Annotated in this window: 16 protein-coding genes; 8 read left to right on the top strand and 8 right to left on the bottom strand. The window is 70.8% G+C overall.

Features of this window, described 5'->3' with window-relative positions; translation table 11 throughout:
* The first annotated feature begins 69 nt into the window (after positions 1–69).
* From ACGF12_RS18110 to ACGF12_RS18125, 4 genes are all read left to right on the top strand, one after another.
* Positions 70–879 (top strand): c-type cytochrome, encoded by an 810-nt coding sequence (locus tag ACGF12_RS18110; RefSeq protein ID WP_393030484.1) that lies wholly within the window; start codon positions 70–72, stop codon positions 877–879.
* 8 nt (positions 880–887) lie between these two features.
* Positions 888–1,940: a Rieske 2Fe-2S domain-containing protein gene (locus tag ACGF12_RS18115; protein WP_393030487.1), complete on the top strand. Its 1,053-nt coding sequence runs from the start codon at positions 888–890 to the stop codon at positions 1,938–1,940.
* A complete protein-coding gene (locus ACGF12_RS18120; protein ID WP_393030490.1) occupies positions 1,937–3,598 on the top strand; it encodes a cytochrome bc complex cytochrome b subunit in 1,662 nt (553 codons plus the stop codon). The genes ACGF12_RS18115 and ACGF12_RS18120 overlap by 4 nt, the downstream gene beginning before the upstream one ends.
* Positions 3,599–3,702: 104 nt before the next feature.
* A complete protein-coding gene (locus tag ACGF12_RS18125) occupies positions 3,703–4,074 on the top strand; it encodes a GntR family transcriptional regulator (RefSeq protein ID WP_393030493.1) in 372 nt (123 codons plus the stop codon).
* A gap of 332 nt (positions 4,075–4,406) precedes the next feature.
* Here ACGF12_RS18125 and ACGF12_RS18130 read toward each other — a convergent pair whose 3' ends face one another.
* From ACGF12_RS18130 to coxB, 4 genes are all read right to left on the bottom strand, one after another.
* The gene (locus ACGF12_RS18130; RefSeq protein ID WP_393030496.1) at positions 4,407–5,657 is read right to left on the bottom strand and encodes an Ig-like domain-containing protein; all 1,251 of its coding nucleotides are present in this window, start codon (positions 5,655–5,657) and stop codon (positions 4,407–4,409) included.
* 169 nt (positions 5,658–5,826) lie between these two features.
* The gene (locus ACGF12_RS18135) at positions 5,827–6,243 is read right to left on the bottom strand and encodes a cytochrome c oxidase subunit 4 (RefSeq protein WP_387623511.1); all 417 of its coding nucleotides are present in this window, start codon (positions 6,241–6,243) and stop codon (positions 5,827–5,829) included.
* Entirely contained in the window at positions 6,243–8,018 is a 1,776-nt protein-coding gene (gene ctaD / locus ACGF12_RS18140; RefSeq protein ID WP_387623514.1) for a cytochrome c oxidase subunit I, read from the bottom strand. Before ctaD ends, ACGF12_RS18135 begins: the two co-directional genes overlap by 1 nt.
* Positions 8,015–8,869 (bottom strand): cytochrome c oxidase subunit II, encoded by an 855-nt coding sequence (coxB, locus tag ACGF12_RS18145; RefSeq protein ID WP_393030500.1) that lies wholly within the window; start codon positions 8,867–8,869, stop codon positions 8,015–8,017. The genes ctaD and coxB overlap by 4 nt, the downstream gene beginning before the upstream one ends.
* Before the next feature lie 370 nt (positions 8,870–9,239).
* Between coxB and ACGF12_RS18150 the strand changes: the two genes are divergently transcribed.
* Complete coding sequence (locus ACGF12_RS18150) at positions 9,240–10,829, top strand: cysteine desulfurase/sulfurtransferase TusA family protein (RefSeq protein ID WP_393030503.1); 1,590 nt, start codon at positions 9,240–9,242, stop codon at positions 10,827–10,829.
* Between the two features lie 10 nt (positions 10,830–10,839).
* Here ACGF12_RS18150 and ACGF12_RS18155 read toward each other — a convergent pair whose 3' ends face one another.
* Entirely contained in the window at positions 10,840–11,817 is a 978-nt protein-coding gene (locus ACGF12_RS18155) for a carbohydrate kinase family protein (RefSeq protein ID WP_393030506.1), read from the bottom strand.
* A 285-nt stretch (positions 11,818–12,102) separates the two neighbouring features.
* On the opposite strand from ACGF12_RS18155, the gene ACGF12_RS18160 reads away from it, so the two are divergent.
* Together ACGF12_RS18160 and ACGF12_RS18165 are read left to right on the top strand one after the other, a co-directional pair.
* Positions 12,103–12,321 (top strand): hypothetical protein, encoded by a 219-nt coding sequence (locus ACGF12_RS18160; RefSeq protein ID WP_393030509.1) that lies wholly within the window; start codon positions 12,103–12,105, stop codon positions 12,319–12,321.
* Positions 12,322–12,408: 87 nt separating this feature from the next.
* Positions 12,409–13,101, top strand: a complete 693-nt coding sequence (locus ACGF12_RS18165) for a hypothetical protein (RefSeq protein ID WP_393030512.1) — start codon at positions 12,409–12,411, stop codon at positions 13,099–13,101.
* A gap of 231 nt (positions 13,102–13,332) precedes the next feature.
* Here the strand turns inward: ACGF12_RS18165 and erpA are convergent, their stop codons facing one another.
* Positions 13,333–13,686, bottom strand: coding sequence for an iron-sulfur cluster insertion protein ErpA (gene erpA / locus ACGF12_RS18170; protein WP_387623529.1), 354 nt, complete (start codon positions 13,684–13,686; stop codon positions 13,333–13,335).
* 245 nt (positions 13,687–13,931) lie between these two features.
* Between erpA and ACGF12_RS18175 the strand changes: the two genes are divergently transcribed.
* Positions 13,932–14,819: a GNAT family N-acetyltransferase gene (locus tag ACGF12_RS18175; RefSeq protein ID WP_393030516.1), complete on the top strand. Its 888-nt coding sequence runs from the start codon at positions 13,932–13,934 to the stop codon at positions 14,817–14,819.
* A 55-nt stretch (positions 14,820–14,874) separates the two neighbouring features.
* Here ACGF12_RS18175 and ACGF12_RS18180 read toward each other — a convergent pair whose 3' ends face one another.
* Both ACGF12_RS18180 and ACGF12_RS18185 read right to left on the bottom strand, forming a co-directional pair.
* On the bottom strand, positions 14,875–16,242 hold the full coding sequence (locus ACGF12_RS18180; protein WP_393030519.1) for a pyridoxal phosphate-dependent decarboxylase family protein: 1,368 nt from the start codon (positions 16,240–16,242) through the stop codon (positions 14,875–14,877).
* A 184-nt stretch (positions 16,243–16,426) separates the two neighbouring features.
* The gene (locus ACGF12_RS18185) at positions 16,427–16,891 is read right to left on the bottom strand and encodes an Lrp/AsnC family transcriptional regulator (RefSeq protein ID WP_393030522.1); all 465 of its coding nucleotides are present in this window, start codon (positions 16,889–16,891) and stop codon (positions 16,427–16,429) included.

Raw genomic sequence — 16,891 nt, forward strand, 5'->3', positions numbered from 1 at the left:
CTCGTGCCGGCCAGACCGGCAGCCGGGTGCACCCACCAGTCGACCAGATCCTGACACCGGGGTTATTCCGTGAAAAAGCTCTCCGCACGACGGCGCCACCCATTGGCGGCGCTGGTCGTCCTACTTCTCGCCCTGGCGGCAACCGGGGGGCTGTACGCCGCGTTCGCGCCCGCCGACAAGGCGCAGGCCGACGTCGCCGCGCAGTCGCTCGCGATCGATGAGGGCAAGAAGCTCTTCGCCGTGGGCTGCTCCTCCTGCCACGGCCTGAACGGCCAGGGCGGCAGCGAGGGTCCGAGCCTGGTCGGCGTGGGCTCCGCCGCTGTCGACTTCCAGGTCGGCACCGGCCGCATGCCGGCCCAGCAGCCCGGCGCCCAGGTGCCGCGCAAGAAGAACATCTACACGCAGGCCGAGATCGACCAGCTCGCCGCCTTCGTCGCCTCCCTCGGCCCCGGCCCGGTGACGCCGGAGGAGAAGCAGTACACCTCGACCGACCCCGAGGACATCTCCAAGGGTGGCGAGCTGTTCCGCACCAACTGCGCCCAGTGCCACAACTTCGCCGGCCAGGGCGGTGCCCTGACCAAGGGCAAGTACGCCCCGTCGCTGGAGGGCGTGGACGCCAAGCACATCTACGAGGCCATGCAGACCGGCCCGCAGAACATGCCGTCGTTCCCGGACACCACCATGCCCGAGGAGCAGAAGAAGCAGATCGTGGCCTTCGTCCGCCACACCACTAGCGAAGAGCCCAACCCCGGTGGTCTCACGCTGGGCAGCCTCGGTCCGGTGACCGAGGGTCTGTTCGGCTGGATCTTCGGTCTCGGCACGCTCATCGCGGTCGCGATCTGGGTCGCCGCCCACACCACCAAGGCCAAGAAGTCATGAGCCACGACATGTCAGAAGAGAAGCTCCCGGAGCCGCACGGCTCCGCCGGCGAGGTCGCCGAGCACGGCAACCCCTTCGCCGACCCGGGCCTGCCGGCCCACGAGCCCCGTCGCACCGACATCGACGAGCGAGCCGCCAAGCGCGCCGAGCGCCAGGTCTCGCTGATGTTCGTGATCTCGATGCTCGCCACCATCGGCTTCATCGCCTCGTACGTGGCCATCGACCCGGACAAGATCGTCTACATCTTCCCGCTGGGGAAGGTCAGCGCGCTGAACTTCGCGCTCGGTCTGACCCTGGGCGTCGCCCTGTTCATGATCGGCGCGGGCGCGGTCCACTGGGCCCGCACCCTGATGTCGGACGTCGAGATGCCGGCCGAGCGTCACCCGATCGAGGCCCCCGACGAGGTTCGCGCGGACGTCATCGAGCAGTTCAAGACCGGTGCCGCCGAGTCCGGCTTCGGTCGCCGCAAGATGATCCGCAACACCCTCATCGGCTCGATGGCGCTGGTCCCGCTCTCCGGCGTGGTCCTGCTCCGCGACCTGGGCCCGCTGCCCGAGAAGAAGCTGCAGGAGACGGGCTGGAAGGAGGCGACCCAGGCCCAGCCGCTGGCGCTCATCAACATGAACACCATGCAGCCGATGAAGCCCGAGGACATCGCCGTCGGCTCGCTGACCTTCGCCATGCCGGAGGGTCTGACCACCCACAGCGAGGACTTCCAGCAGCGGATCGCCAAGGACGCCCTGATGCTGGTGCGCATCGCGCCGGACGACATCAAGGACGACAAGTCCAAGGACCTGGGCTTCGAGGGCATCCTCGCCTACTCCAAGATCTGCACCCACGTCGGCTGCCCGATCAGCCTGTACGAGCAGCAGACCCACCACGCGCTCTGCCCCTGCCACCAGTCGACCTTCGACCTGGCGGACGGCGCGCGCGTCATCTTCGGCCCGGCCGGCCACCCGCTGCCGCAGCTGAAGATCACCACTGACGAGAAGGGCAATCTGGTCGCCACCGGCGACTTCGAGAAGCCTGTCGGCCCGAGCTTCTGGGAGCGTGCTCGATGAGTAGCGCGAGCAGCACCACGACCGGTGCCGCCAAGCCCTCCAGCACGCGCGCCAAGCCCGCCAACAAGTGGGAAGCCGCGGCTGACTGGACGGACGGCCGGCTGGGGATCTACTCCCTCGCCAAGGCCAACCTGCGCAAGATCTTCCCGGACCACTGGTCCTTCATGCTGGGCGAGATCTGCCTCTACACCTTCATCATCATCATCCTGACCGGTGTCTACCTGACGCTGTTCTTCAAGCCGTCGATGGCCGAGGTCGTCTACAACGGCTCGTACGTCCCGCTCAAGGGCATCTCGATGTCGGAGGCCTACGCCTCCACCGTGGACATCAGCTTCGAGATCCGCGGCGGTCTGCTGATCCGCCAGATCCACCACTGGGCCGCCCTGGTCTTCGTGGCCTCGATGCTCGTCCACATGATGCGCGTGTTCTTCACCGGCGCGTTCCGCAAGCCGCGTGAGATCAACTGGGTCTTCGGCTTCCTGCTGCTGGTCCTGGGCATGTTCGACGGCTTCTTCGGCTACTCGCTGCCGGACGACCTGCTGTCGGGTACCGGTATCCGCTTCATGGAGGGCGCGGTCCTCGCGACCCCGCTGATCGGTACCTACATCCAGATGTTCCTGTTCGGGGGCGAGTTCCCCGGCCACGACATCGTGCCGCGGTTCTTCACGATCCACGTGCTGCTGATCCCGGGCATCATGCTCGGCCTGCTGGTGGCGCACCTGATCCTGGTCTTCTACCACAAGCACACCCAGTGGGCGGGCCCGGGCAAGACCGAGAAGAACGTCGTCGGCATGCCGCTGATGCCGGTCTACATGGCCAAGGCCGGTGGCTTCTTCTTCCTGGTGTTCGGTCTGATCGCCGGCATCTCGGCGATCGCCTCGATCAACCCGATCTGGGCGTACGGCCCGTACCGCCCGGACCAGGTGTCCACCGACGCCCAGCCGGACTGGTACATGGGCTTCTCCGAGGGCCTGATCCGCGTCATGCCGGGCTGGGAGATCAGCCTGTGGGGCCACACCCTGAACCTGGGTGTCTTCATCCCGCTGATGGTGGTCTTCCCGCTGGTCCTGGTCTCGATCGCGGTCTACCCGTTCATCGAGGGCTGGATCACCGGCGACAAGCGCGAGCACCACATCCTGGACCGTCCGCGCAACGCCCCGGTCCGCACCGCCCTGGGTGCCGCCTGGATCAGCCTGTACCTGGTGCTGCTGATCGGTGGTGGCAACGACCTGTTCGCCACCCACCTGCACCTGTCGCTGAACGCGATCACCTACTTCGTGCGCGTCGGCTTCTTCGCGGTGCCGGTCATCACCTTCATCGTCACCAAGCGCTGGTGCCTCGGCCTGCAGCGCCGTGACAAGGAGAAGGTGCTGCACGGCCGCGAGACGGGTGTCATCAAGCGCCTGCCGCACGGTGAGTTCGTCGAGGTCCACGCCCAGCTGCCGCAGAAGGACCTGTTCAAGCTCACGGCGCACGAGCAGGTCCAGCCGGTCGAGCTGCCGGCCCAGACGGACGAGAACGGCGTGGCCCGCAAGGCCGGCGTCCTCACCCGCACCCGGGCCAAGCTCTCCCGCGGCTTCTACGGCGAGGGAAGCCAGATCCCCAAGCCGACCAGCGAGGAGCACCACGAGATCACCAGCGGCCACGGCCACCACTGATCCCGTACGCACCCCGGCGTCACCCCGAGGGCCGCTGACCAGAGTTCACCTGGTCGGCGGCCCTCGGGCTTTCCTGTACCCGCACCGCCTCTCCAGGAGCCCCCGTGCAGCTGTCCGTCGACCCCGCCGCCGCCACTCCCCCGTACGAGCAGATCCGCGCCCAGATCGCCGAGCGGGCCCGCTCCGGCGATCTGCCGACCGGGCTGCGGCTGCCCACCGTCCGGGCACTGGCCGAGGAACTGGGCCTGGCCGCCGGGACGGTGGCGCGGGCCTACCGGGAGCTGGAGGCGGACGGCGTGGTGGAGACCCACGGCCGGCGCGGCACCCTGATCGCCGCCACCGGGGACACCGCCCACCGGCTGGCCGCCGAGGCCGCCGGCGAGTACGCCGAACGGGCGAACCGTCTGGGCTTGTCCCACGCCGACGCCCTGGCCGCCGCGGTCACCGCGCTGCAGCTGGCCTACCCCGAGGCCTGAGTCGCCCCGGAGGCCAGCGGGCGAGTCCCCGCCCCGAGCCGAAGGGGCGCGCCGGCGCCGAAAGGGAGAAGCGACAAGCGAGGCACGAGCGCCGGAGCGCCGACCGTCGGCACCGGGTCAGAGCGCCCCGGAGGCGAGCGGGCGAGTCCCCGCCCCGAGCCGAAGGGGCGCGCCGGTGCCGAAAAGGAGAAGCGACAAGCGAGGCACGAGCGCCGGAGCGCCGACCGTCGGCACCGGATCAGAGCGCCCCGGAGGCGAGCGGGCGATAATCAGTGCGCCGACCGTCGGCACCGGATCAGAGCGCCCCGGAGGCGAGCGGGCGAGTATCAGCCTCAGACCTCCGGTCGCATCATCCCTGCGGCGGGGGCCTGGGAGTCCGGCGCGTTGGTGCTGAGGGGCTGTCCGAGGGCGCTGTGCTTGACCCAGTCCGTCCAGGAGACGTTCCAGTCCCCGAAGCCGTTGCCGAAGGGCTCCATCTTGGCGCCGCGGCTGTTCACCACCGTGACCAGGTCCCCCACCCGGGTGTTGTCGTAGTACCACTTGGCGTTGTCGGTACTCATGCCGGTGCACCCGTGGCTGACGTTCTCGATGCCCTGGGAGCTCACCGACCAGGGCGCCGCGTGGACGTACTCGCCGCTCCACGTCACCCGGGTGGCCCACTCGACGTTCAGGTCGTAGGAATCCGAGGTGCCGGTCGGGATACCGATCGTCTCGCCGTTCATCCGGACCGAGCGCTCCTGGCCGAGCACCACCTTGATGCCGTTGCGGGTGTCGAAGCCGGGCCTGCCGGTGGTCACCGGGATGGTCCGGAGCACCTGGCCGTCGCGCTTCAGGGTGAGCTCGTGGGCGGCCGCGTCGATCACCGTCTCGACCCGCGCCCCGATCCGCAGCCGCAGCGAGCTGCGGTCGCCGCCGTAGAGGCCGTCCGCGATCCGGGTGCCGGTGCCGTCGAAGGCCAGCGAGACGGTCGTCCCGACCGGCCAGTACTCCTCCGGGCGGAAGTGCAGGTTCTTGTCGTCCACCCAGTACCAGGCGCCCGTGACGGCGGGCAGGGAGGTCACCGTCAGGGCCCGTTCGACCTCCTGGCGGGCCTGCGGGTCCTTCACCGCCTGGGAGAGCTGCACGGTGAGCGGCTGGCCGACGCCGTAGAGGCCGCTGCCGGAGGAGTCCGGGCCGAGCTTGGCATTGAGCACGCGCTGGCCGGCCAGGGTGCTGAAGCCGACGGTGGCGTCGCCGCGGCCGTTCCTGCCGTCGTCGGCGGAGATCCGGACGCTGTACGCGGTGTCGGCCTTCAGTCGGCCGGTGGTCTGCCAGCTGCGCTGGTCGTCGGCGAGCTTGCCGGCCACCACTCGGCCGTCCGGGCCGACCACCGTGACGTCGGTGATCCGGCTGCCCTCCACGGCCGTCACGGTGACCGGCTGGGACGGATCGACCTTGTCCTTGGCCGAGAGGTGGACGAGCCGGGCCGCGTCCACCCGGTGGGGTCCGGAGTCGTCACCGGATGAGCAGGCGGCCAGCGGGGCCAGCACTGCGAGGGTCAGCGAGATGCCGCCTATACCTGCGATTCCGCGCCTGTCGGCCATGGCCGCCTCCCAGGATTTCGCACGATTAATCAGATCGTAGGAACGCCCTGATCCGAACGACATCCGAGCGACCCGCCGTTCACCCGGGCGAGTGAGGCGGTCACCCCGGGAAACGACAGGGCCGGTTCCCCCGTGCGGGGGAACCGGCCCTGTCGGCGGAAGCTGAACCCTACTGGTTCTGGTTCTCGCCGCGGTAGAACTCGAAGACCCATCCGAAGATGCCGATCGCGATGATCGGGGCGGCCCAGAACATCAGCCACCAGCCGAAGATCACGCCCAGGAAGGCGAGCGCGCCACCGAGCGCCAGCGAGAGCGGCTGCCAGCTGTGCGGGGCGAAGAAGCCCAGCTCGCCGGAGTCGTCCGCGACCTCGGCCTCGGGGTTGTCACCCGCGCCGCTGTCCACCCGGCGGGCGGTGAAGGCGAGGTAGTACCCGATGAAGGCGCAGAGGGCGAAGGCCAGGAACAGCGCCGTGGTACCGGCGGCCTCCAGACCCGGGCCCGAGTTGTTGGTCCACAGGCCGTAGGTGATGGCCATGGCCAGCACGAAGACCGACAGGCCGAGGAAGATCTTTCCCTGTTCCTTCATCAGGCGTCGCCCTCCTTCTTGCCCTTGCCCAGCTGCGGGGCGTCGTACTTCGCCGGGGTCACACCGGCGAGGTGCTTGGCCGGCTCACCGTGGTTCTCCAGGTAGTCCAGCGCGGCGATCTCCGGGTGGTGGAGGTCGAAGGCCGGGGATTCGGAGCGGATCCGGGGCAGGGTGAGGAAGTTGTGCCGCGGCGGCGGGCAGGAGGTCGCCCACTCCAGCGAGCGGCCGAAGCCCCACGGGTCGTCCACGGCGACCTTCTCGCCGTACTTGGCGGTCTTCCAGACGTTGTAGAGGAACGGCAGGATCGACAGGCCGAGCACGAAGGAGCCGATGGTCGAGACGGTGTTCAGGGTGGTGAAGCCGTCCGAGGCCAGGTAGTCGGCGTAACGGCGGGGCATGCCCTCCGCACCGAGCCAGTGCTGCACCAGGAAGGTGGTGTGGAAGCCGAAGAACAGCGTCCAGAAGGTGATCTTGCCGAGGCGCTCGTCCAGCATCTTGCCGGTCATCTTCGGCCACCAGAAGTGGAAGCCGGCGAACATCGCGAAGACGACGGTGCCGAAGACCACGTAGTGGAAGTGGGCGACGACGAAGTACGAGTCCGAGACGTGGAAGTCGATCGGCGGCGAGGCCAGCAGGACACCGGTCAGACCACCGAAGAGGAAGGTGACCAGGAAGCCGACCGTCCACAGCATCGGCGTCTCGAAGCTCAGCGAGCCCTTCCACATGGTGCCGACCCAGTTGAAGAACTTCACACCGGTCGGGACCGCGATCAGGAAGGTCATGAAGGAGAAGAACGGCAGCAGTACCTGTCCGGTGACGTACATGTGGTGCGCCCACACCGTCACGGACAGACCGGCGATCGCGATGGTGGCCGCGATCAGACCGGAGTAGCCGAACATCGGCTTGCGGCTGAAGACCGGGATGATCTCCGACACGATGCCGAAGAACGGCAGCGCGATGATGTACACCTCGGGGTGGCCGAAGAACCAGAACAGGTGTTGCCACAGCATCGCCCCGCCGTTGGCCGGGTCGAAGACGTGGGCACCGAACTTGCGGTCGGCCTCCAGGGCGAACAGCGCGGCGGCCAGGACCGGGAAGGCCAGCAGGACCAGCACCGAGGTCAGCAGGACGTTCCAGACGAAGATCGACATCCGGAACATCGTCATGCCCGGGGCGCGCATGCAGATGATCGTGGTGATGAAGTTGACCGCACCGAGGATCGTGCCGAAGCCGGAGAAGGCCAGACCCATGATCCACATGTCGCCGCCGATGCCGGGCGAGTGCACCGCGTCCGACAGCGGGGAGTAGGCGAACCAGCCGAAGTCGGCGGCACCGTTCGGGGTCAGGAAGCCGCAGACCGCGATGGTCGAACCGAAGAGGTACAGCCAGTACGCGAACATGTTCAGACGCGGGAAGGCCACGTCCGGGGAGCCGATCTGCAGCGGCATGATCCAGTTCGCGAAGCCCGCGAACAGCGGCGTCGCGAACATCAGCAGCATGATCGTGCCGTGCATCGTGAACGCCTGGTTGAACTGCTCGTTCGACAGGATCTGGGTCCCGGGACGAGCCAGCTCGGCACGCATGACCAGGGCGAGGATGCCACCGATCAGGAAGAAGGCGAACGACGTGCCCAGGTACAGGGTGCCGATCGTCTTGTGGTCAGTGGTGGTCAACCACTTGATGATGGTCGAACCCGGCTTCCGGGTCCGCTGCGCCCCGACCGTGACGGCCTCGGCGCCCCCGCCGGCCGCGGCGGGCTCGTTGAGGATGGTCACTTCGCTTCACTTCCCATGGTGATGACGCCGGAAGGCACCGCACCTTCCTGGCCCTTGGCACGAAGGTCGGCCAGGTGCTTGTCGTAGTCGGCGCGGTCGACGACCTTGACGTTGAACAGCATGCGCGAGTGGTCCACGCCGCAGAGCTCGGCACACTTGCCCACGTAGTCGCCCTTGACGGTCGGGGTGACCTCGAACTTGTTCACCACGCCCGGCACGACGTCCATCTTCATCATGAAGTTGACGGGCCAGAAGTCGTGGATGACGTCACGAGAGGTGAGCCGGAACTGCACCGTCTCGTTGACCGGCAGCCAGAGCGTCGGAGCGTCCTTGGGCGTACCGACCTCGTACGCGGCGTCCTTGTTGGCCGGGTCGGGGGTCTCGGTGTTCTCGTAGTTGAACGCCCAGCTCCACTGGAAGCCCACCACGTTGACGTAGTGCTGCGGCTTCGCGGAGACCGACGTCAGCTTCGCCTCGTCGCGGGCGACGAAGTAGAAGAGGACCGAGACGATGATGATGGGGACCGCGGTGTAGAGCGCCTCGATGGGCACGTTGTACCGGGTCTGCGGGGGGATCTCCACACCGGTGCGCTTGCGCCGGTGGAAGATCACGCTCCAGATGATCAGACCCCACATCAGTACGCCGACCACCAGCGCCGCGATCCAGGAGCCCTGCCACATCCGGAGGACCAAGGGCCCTTCCGACGTGACGGGGCTCGGGAGGCCAAGCCTGGGGAGGTCGTTGGCCGAGCAGCCGGTGGCGGTCGCGATGACGAGGCCCAGTGCCAGCGCCTGAGGCAGCTTCCGCCGCATCGTGCGCCGCGGCGAGCGGTCGGAGCCGTTGGGACTCACGTAGCGCCTTCCCGAAGTCTCGCCCGCCTTCGCGTCGCACCGAAGGAGGATTGTGAGCCTCCCTGGCGACCCGTCCACGGGCACGGTTTGAATGCTTATGCGGGCCAAACCCTACTCCAGCCTTATGCGCTCCTGACGGGCAGCCCCCGGTAACGCGCCGCCCGGTCGCCCGATCAGGCCCGGCAAGGGCTACGCCGCAGGTCATCGTAGGCATTCGAGGTCCTTACGCCCGATCGGGGGATGGCCTCGAACAACGTGAGTGACGGCCCGTCGGTCGCGGACGAAGCGGACATTAAGGATGATCGACTGACGGCCGGTGAGCCACGCGACCGGAGCGGAGGCGCTCCCGGGTGTGTCGTTAAATGGCACCGTGTACTTCGACGTGGCTTCGACGGCCCCTCTGCACCCCGTCGCGCGGCAGGCCCTGACCGCCGCCCTGGACGAGGGCTGGGCCGATCCGGCCCGGCTGTACCGCTCCGGCCGACAGGCCCGGATGCTGTTGGACGCCGCCCGCGAGACGGTGGCCGCCGTCCTGGGCGCGCGGGCGGACGAGATCGCCTTCACCGCGAGCGGGACCCAGGCCGTCCAACTCGGCCTGCTGGGCGCCCTGACCGGGAACCGGCGGCGCGGCGCGCACCTGGTGTACTCCGCGGTGGAGCACTCCAGCGTGCTGCACGTCGCCGAGCGATGGGAGTACCCCCGGCCGGAGGCCGGAGGAGAGGCGGGCGGGGGCTCGGTCTCGGTCGCCCCGGTGGACCGCACCGGGCGCGTGGACCCGGAGGTCTTCGGCGCCCTGCTGCGCCCGGACACCGCGCTGGCCGCGCTGCAGAGCGCCAACCACGAGGTGGGCACCGTCCAGCCGGTCGGCGAGGTCGCCGCACTGTGCGCCGAGGCCGGGGTGCCGCTGCTGGTGGACGCGGCGCAGAGCGTCGGGCGGACGGACGTCCCGGCGGGCTGGTCGCTGCTGACCGCGAGCGCGCACAAGTGGGGCGGGCCACCCGGGGTCGGGGTCCTCGCCGTGCGCAAGGGGGTCCGGTACTCCTCGCCACTGCCGGCCGACGAGCGCGAGGGCGGCCGGGTGCCCGGCTACGTCAACGTCCCGGCGATCGTGGCCGCGGCCGCCTCGCTGCGCGCCGTACGGGCCGAGGCCGAGCGGGAGAACGCCCGGCTGCACGCGCTGGTGGAGCGGATCCGCACCCGGGTGCCGCAGCTGGTGCCCGAGGTCGAGGTGGTCGGCGACCCGGTGCGGCGGCTGCCGCACATCGTCACCTTCTCCTGTCTGTACGTGGACGGCGAGGTGCTGCTCACCGAGCTGGACCGGGCGGGCTTCGCGGTCTCCTCCGGCTCCTCCTGCACCTCCTCGACGCTGACACCGAGCCATGTGCTGGCCGCGATGGGGGTGCTCACCGAGGGCAACGTCCGGGTCTCGCTGCCGTACGGGACGGCCGAGGCGGACGTGGAGCGCTTCCTCACCGTGCTGCCGGACCTGGTGGCGGGCGTCCGGGCCCCGCTCGGGCTGGACCTACCGGCGCCGGTGGCGGTGGCGCCGGGGCCGGTTGCACAGACCGCGAGCGGGCGAGTCCCGCCCCGAGCCGAAGGGCGCGCCGGTGCCGAAAGCGAGGAGCGACAAGCGACCGACGAAGGAGGGAGTGCCGGAGCGAAGAGCGTCGGCACCGGGTCCGAGCGCCCGGAGGCGAGCGGGCGAGTCACAGCGAGCGGGCGAGTGACAGTCATCGACGCCTTGGGCCAGCGCTGCCCGCTGCCGGTGATCGAGCTGGCGAAGCGGATCGGCGAGGTGCCGGTGGGCGGCACGGTCGCCGTGCTCTCGGACGACGAGGCGGCCCGGCTGGACATCCCGGCCTGGTGCGAGATGCGCGGGCAGGAGTACGCGGGCGAGGCCCCGGCCGCCGAGTACGGCGGCGACCGGGGCTCGGCCTACCTGGTGCTGCGCCGCTCCTGAGGGAGCGGGCCTACTTGACGAGGTGGGCGCGGATCTCCGCGGCGGCCTCGGCGCCGTAGTTCTCCTCGAAGCGCTTCAGGAAGGCGCTCGGGCGCAGCTCGTACTCCTGGGTGCCGACGGTCTCGATCACCAGGGTGGCGAGCATGCAGCCGAGCTGGGCGGCGCGCTCCAGGTCGAGCTGCCAGGACAGGCCGGTCAGGAAGCCGGCCCGGAAGGCGTCGCCGACGCCGGTCGGGTCGACCTTGGCCTCCTCCTTCGCGCAGCCGACCAGGATCGGGGCCTCGCCCTTGCGGTCGATCCGGACGCCCTTGCTGCCCAGGGTGGTGACCCGGGTGCCGACGCGGGTGAGCAGCTCCTCGGCGCCCCAGCCGGTCTTGTTCTCGATCAGCGCGGCCTCGTACTCGTTGGTGAACAGGTACGCGGCGCCGTCCACCAGCTCGCGGATGTCGTCGCCCTCCAGGCGGGCCAGCTGCTGGGAGGGGTCGGCGGCGAAGGAGTAGCCGCGGGTGCGGCACTCCTGGGTGTGGCGGACCATGCCCTGCGGGTCGTCGGCGCCGACCAGGACGAGGTCGAGACCGCCGACGCGGTCGGCGATCGGCTTGAGCTCGATGTTGCGGGCCTCGGCCATGGCACCGGTGTAGAACGAGGCGATCTGGTTGTGGTCCTCGTCCGTGGTGCACATGAAGCGGGCGGTGTGCCGGGTCTCGGAGATGTGGACGGAGTCGCAGTCCACGTTGTTGCGCTCCAGCCAGCTGCGGTACTCGGCGAAGTCCGCACCGGCGGCGCCGACCAGGACCGGCCGGAGCCCGAGCACGCCCATGCCGAACGCGATGTTCGGCGCGACGCCGCCGCGGCGGATGTCCAGGGCGTCGACCAGGAACGACAGCGACACGGTGTGCAGCTGCTCGGCGACGAGCTGGTCGGCGAACCGACCGGGGAACGTCATCAGGTGGTCGGTGGCGATCGAGCCGGCGACGGCGATACGCACGGAAGGTCTCCTCAAGATGGCAGCAGGGCCAGCGGGCGGGGTCGGATGAACCCACTCACGGTACCGGGCCCGCACCGTGCGCCAGCAAGAGTGCCGCTCAAGCTGTCCCCCTCCGGCCATGGTGGCACCCCTTGCCCTCGAACGTGTACTACCTCCGGGTAGCACTGGTGGGTGTACGGAAACCGGGCCTAGGGTCGGCCTTAGAGGGGTCCGGCCGGACCGGGCGGGTCCCGACTTCGACCGTGGCAGTGCCGCCACGGCTCTGGATCGGAGCGATGCCCGATGATGCCCAAACACTCTCCGCCGTCCGCCCTCCGGGGTGAAGCCGACGGCGAGACCCTCGACGCGCTGGTGAGCTCCTCGCGGCAGCTGCGCCGGTTCTGGCCGCTGCTGGCGGCGGACCCGGAGCCGACCGCCCCCGCGTCCGTCGGCGTCCGGGTCCCGTCCGGGGCGCAGCGGCTGGTCGCCGGGATGGCCGAGTACGGCATGATCCGTTCCGTCTGAGAGCGGAACCGGATCCGACCGGGGCACGTCACATCCGCGCGGAGCGGCCGAGGGGCGGCGCCGCTGAGCCCTCGGGAGGATGTGCAGATGGACCTGGAGACGATGCCCCGGCGCGGTCGGCGAGCGGTGGCCCTGGCGGCTGTGGCGCTGGCGGCGGTGGTGACGGTGGCCGGGTGCAACGGGGACGGCAAGAGCTCGGCGGACTCGGCGGGCGCCTCCGCCTCCGCGAGTTCCTCGGCCTCGGTGAGTGGCGCCCCGCAGGCCCCGACGCCCCCCGGCACCCCGCCCGCGACGGCGTCCGGCGCGACCGGCGAGCCGGCCCGGACGCCGCCGACCGGCGGGGCCCCCACTCCGGCCCAGCCCGCCCCGGGGCAGCCGTCGGGGGCGGCCACTCCCCCGGGCAACGCGATCGCCCCGGGCGAGCCCAACCCGGTCGGCACCGGGGCCGGTCCTGCGGTGCGTCCGCCGATCGCCTACCGGGCGGACGGCGGCAACAAGCTGACCGTCTACTTCTTCGGCGGGGTCTGCACCAAGTACGCGCTGAAGGCGGACGAGTCGCAGGCGGGCAAGGTGGCCGTCGAGGTCGTGCCGGGCCCGCCGGCCGTCCAGCCGGGGCAGGTCTGCACCGCGCTGGCCAAGCGGCAGGCGGTCGCCGCCGATCTGCGCTCGCCGCTGGCCGGGCGGACGGTGGTCGACCGGACGAGCGGCCAGGAGGTGCCGCTGGAGGGCGACCCGCACGCCGGCCCGGACCCGGTGACCCCGGACGGCGCGGCCCGCTAGCCGTGGAAACGCGTGTGGGGGGGCCCCGGGCCCCAGCCCGCGGCGCCGCCCCCCCCGGCGGCGGGGGCCGCCCGGGACCGCGTGGGAGGAGTGGGCGGGCCCCGCCCCCGCGGCCGCGCCGGGGGCGCCGCGGGCGGGGGGCCCGCGCGGCCGGGGCCCGCGGGTGCGCGGCCCGGGGCCCCGCCCCCGCCCCCCCCCACCCGCGTTTCGGGCTGGGCCCGCGCTTCAGGCTTAGCTGAAGGAGTCGCCGCAGGCGCAGGAGCCGGTGGCGTTCGGGTTGTCGATCGTGAAGCCCTGCTTCTCGATGGTGTCGACGAAGTCGACGGTGGCGCCGCCCAGGTACGGGGCGCTCATCCGGTCGGTGACGACCTTGACGCCGTTGAAGTCCTTCACCACGTCGCCGTCGAGCGAGCGCTCGTCGAAGAACAGCTGGTAACGAAGGCCGGAGCAGCCACCGGGCTGGACGGCGACGCGCAGCGCGAGGTCCTCGCGGCCTTCCTGCTCCAGCAGGGCCTTGACCTTTGCCGCGGCGGCATCGGTGAGGAGGATGCCACTCTCGACGGTGGTCTCGTCCTGGACGGTCATCTGCTTTCTCCCGGTCTTGACGACGGTCTGCCGCCAGTGCCAACCAACGGCCGTCCGGATTCATTTCCCGGACGGCGATGGATTTCTGCGGCCTGTTCGACGGCTGGTTTCCGTGGGCCGGGTGTGCCACCCGTCTCCCTTACGCTCCCCATGCTCGCACAACCGAGCAGTGCGGGTCACCGCCCTGGTCCTGGATCCGGGTGAACCGGCCCCGCAGCCGTCCGTCGGACGCCAGGATGGTCGGCATGATCCTTCGCCAGGTCAGGGACACCGCAGGGGACGCGGAGGTCGTCCAGGAACTGTCCTTCGCCGCCTTCACCGAGCCGACCACCGCTCCGGCGCCGCCCGAGCCGACCACCGCTCCGGCGCCGCCCGAACCGACACCGCTGCAGCTGGCCCGGACCCGGCACCTGGCACGCACCGATCCCGGGGGCTGCTGGCTGGCGGAAAGCGGTGGGGAGGCGGTCGGGGTGGTGCTGTCGATGCGCCGCGAGGGCCTGTGGACGCCCTCGCTGTTCGCCGTCCGCCCGTCCGCGCAGGGCAAGGGGGTCGGCCGGCTGCTGCTGGAACGGGCCACGGCGCACGCGCGGGGCTGTCTGCGCGGGATGGTCTGCGCCTCCTCCTCCCCGGCGGCGGCCCGCCGCTACCGGCTGGCCGGGTTCACCCTGCACCCGGCGATGCGGCTGACCGGACGGGTGGACCGGAACGGGCTGATCGACCCGGGGGACATCCCGGTGCACCGCGGCAACGCCACCCAGCTGCACCTGCTGGACTCGGTGGACCGGCGGCTGCGCGGGTCGGCGCACGGCCCGGACCACGAGCTGATGCTCGGGCACTTCGAGGAGCTGCTGGTCGCCGACGCGCTGGCCGGCAGCGGCTACTGCTACCGGGACGGCGGCACGGTGCGGCTGCTGGCGGCCACCAGCAAGCGGATCGCCGCCCGGCTGCTGCGCGAGGCGCTGGCCCGGGTGCCGGACGGGGTCGAGGCGCGGGTGGAGTACCTGACCGCCGAGCAGGAGTGGGCGCTGGACGTCGGCCTGGAGGTCGGGTTGACGCCGGAGACCAGAGGCTTCGTCGGGGTGCGCGGGATGCGGCCGCCGAGCCCGTACCTGCCGAGCGGAGCGTTCCTGTAGGTACGCGTACGGCCCCGCCGGGCGAGCCGGTGGGGCCGTACGCGCGGAGCGTCGATCAGGCCATGGTGTCCAGGATCTCCCGGACCATCTCCATGGTCGTGCCCGGGTGCAGGAAGGCGAAGCGGGCCACCGTCTCGCCGTCCCAGCCGGTCGGGGTCACGAAGCCGATCTGGTCCGCGAGCAACTGCTGCGACCAGCGGTAGTAGTCCTCGTTGGTCCAGCCCTTGCGCTTGAAGCAGACGGCGGAGAGCTGCGGGTCGAACAGCAGCTCCAGGTGCTCGGTGTCACGGATCAGCTGGGCGGTGTCCCGGGCCAGCTGGAGGCCCGTCTCGATGGCGTCGGTGTAGGCCTGGACGCCGTGCACGGCCAGCGAGAACCAGAGCGGCAGGCCGCGGGCGCGCCGGGTCAGGTGGTAGGCGTAGTCGGTGGGGTTCCACTCGTCGCCCTCGGTGTGCAGGACGTCCAGGTAGGAGGCGTCCTGGGTGTGCACGGCGCGGGCGAGCTGCGGGTTGCGGTAGATCAGCGCGGCGCAGTCGAAGGGGGCGAACAGCCACTTGTGCGGGTCGACCACGAAGGAGTCGGCGTGCTCGATGCCGTCGTAGCGCTCGCGCACCGAGGGGGCGAACAGACCCGCGCCGCCGTAGGCGCCGTCCACGTGGAACCACAGGTCGCGCTCACGGGCGACCTCTGCCAGGCCCTTGAGGTCGTCGACGATGCCCTCGTTGGTGGTGCCGGCGGTGCCGACGACCGCGATCACGGTTTCGGGGTTGGGGTCGTCGGCCAGGGCGGCGCGCAGCGCCTCGCCGGTGAAGCGCCGGTTGACGGTCGGGACCTTGAAGGCCTCGACGCCGATGATGTTGAAGGTGTTCTTGACCGAGGAGTGCACCTGGTCGGCGACGGCTATCCGCAGCCGCGCCTCCGGCCCGACGCCGAGGCGGCGGCGGGCGGTGTCGCGGGCGACGACCAGCGCGGACAGGTTGCCCGCCGATCCGCCGGAGACGAAGCAGCCGCCGGCCGTCTGGGGCAGGCCGGCGCGGTCGGCGATCAGGCGCAGCACCTGGTTCTCGGCGGCTATCGCGCCGGCCGCCTCCAGCCAGGAGATGCCCTGCAGCGAGGCGCAGGAGACGACCATGTCGAACAGCAGCGCGGCCTTGGTGGGGGCGCACGGGATGAAGGACAGGTAGCGCGGGCTGTCGGCGGAGATGACCGCGCGGGACAGCTCGTGGTCGTAGAGCTTGAGCACGTCGGCCGGGTTGTTGCCGTCCTGGTTCAGCAGGCCGGACAGCTGGGCGCGCAGGTGCTCGCCGTCACCGGGGTGGTCGAGCGGAACGGGGTCGTACTGCAGTCGCTCCCGCATGTAGTCGAAAACCAGGTCGACCAGTTCGTTGTCGGGCCGGTGCATGCGGTCGGGTGCTGCGGACACGGCTGTCCCTCTCGGCTGTGGGTGTCGGGGGGATCCGGTCCGCGGGACGCCTCACCGCGCTGACCGGACGTGATCAGCGTAGGCAGCGGCGGTGCTTCGACGCGCGTCGGAACGCGGCTGGTCAGGCAGGTTTCGAGCGTCTTCGGGCGGGTCCGCGCAGGATTCCTGCGTGGGGCCGGACGGGTCAGCCGATCAGCTGGGAGAGGACCACCGAGGAGCGGCTGCGCTGGACGCCGGGCTCGCGCCGGATGCGCTCGATGACGGCCTCCAGCTGGCGCATGTCGGCGGCCCGCAGGTGGACCAGGGCGTCCGGGTCGCCGGTGACCGTCCAGGCGGCGACCACCTCGGGGAACTGGCGCAGGCTGGCGAGGATCTCCTCGGGGGCGGTGCGCTCGCGGCAGTAGACCTCGACGAAGGCCTCGGTCTGCCAGCCGAGCACGGCCGGGTCCAGCACCACGGTGAAGCCCCGCACCACACCGCGCGCCCGGAGCCGGTCGATCCGACGGCGCACGGCGGTGGCGGAGAGGTTCACCTGCAGGCCGATCTCGGCGTAGGAGGCGCGGCCGTCGCTGCCGAGGCGGGCGAGGAGCTGGCGATCGGTCTCGTCCAGGTCGGCCCCGATCACCTCGTGCGCTCGGCTGCTGGTCAT

Origin of the sequence: Kitasatospora sp. NPDC048296, from assembly GCF_043201815.1 — a bacterium.
Taxonomy (GTDB): Bacteria; Actinomycetota; Actinomycetes; order Streptomycetales; family Streptomycetaceae; genus Kitasatospora.

Bases quoted from the DNA above. Each gene is read 5' to 3' on its own strand.
- ACGF12_RS18115 (WP_393030487.1), top strand. From the start codon at position 888: ATGTCAGAAGAGAAGCTCCCGGAGCCGCACGGCTCCGCCGGCGAGGTC.
- ACGF12_RS18120 (WP_393030490.1), top strand. From the start codon at position 1,937: ATGAGTAGCGCGAGCAGCACCACGACCGGTGCCGCCAAGCCCTCCAGC.
- ACGF12_RS18130 (WP_393030496.1), bottom strand. From the start codon at position 5,657: ATGGCCGACAGGCGCGGAATCGCAGGTATAGGCGGCATCTCGCTGACC.
- ACGF12_RS18135 (WP_387623511.1), bottom strand. From the start codon at position 6,243: ATGAAGGAACAGGGAAAGATCTTCCTCGGCCTGTCGGTCTTCGTGCTG.
- ACGF12_RS18160 (WP_393030509.1), top strand. From the start codon at position 12,103: ATGCCCAAACACTCTCCGCCGTCCGCCCTCCGGGGTGAAGCCGACGGC.
- ACGF12_RS18165 (WP_393030512.1), top strand. From the start codon at position 12,409: ATGGACCTGGAGACGATGCCCCGGCGCGGTCGGCGAGCGGTGGCCCTG.
- erpA (WP_387623529.1), bottom strand. From the start codon at position 13,686: ATGACCGTCCAGGACGAGACCACCGTCGAGAGTGGCATCCTCCTCACC.
- ACGF12_RS18175 (WP_393030516.1), top strand. From the start codon at position 13,932: ATGATCCTTCGCCAGGTCAGGGACACCGCAGGGGACGCGGAGGTCGTC.
- ACGF12_RS18185 (WP_393030522.1), bottom strand. From the start codon at position 16,891: ATGACCAGCAGCCGAGCGCACGAGGTGATCGGGGCCGACCTGGACGAG.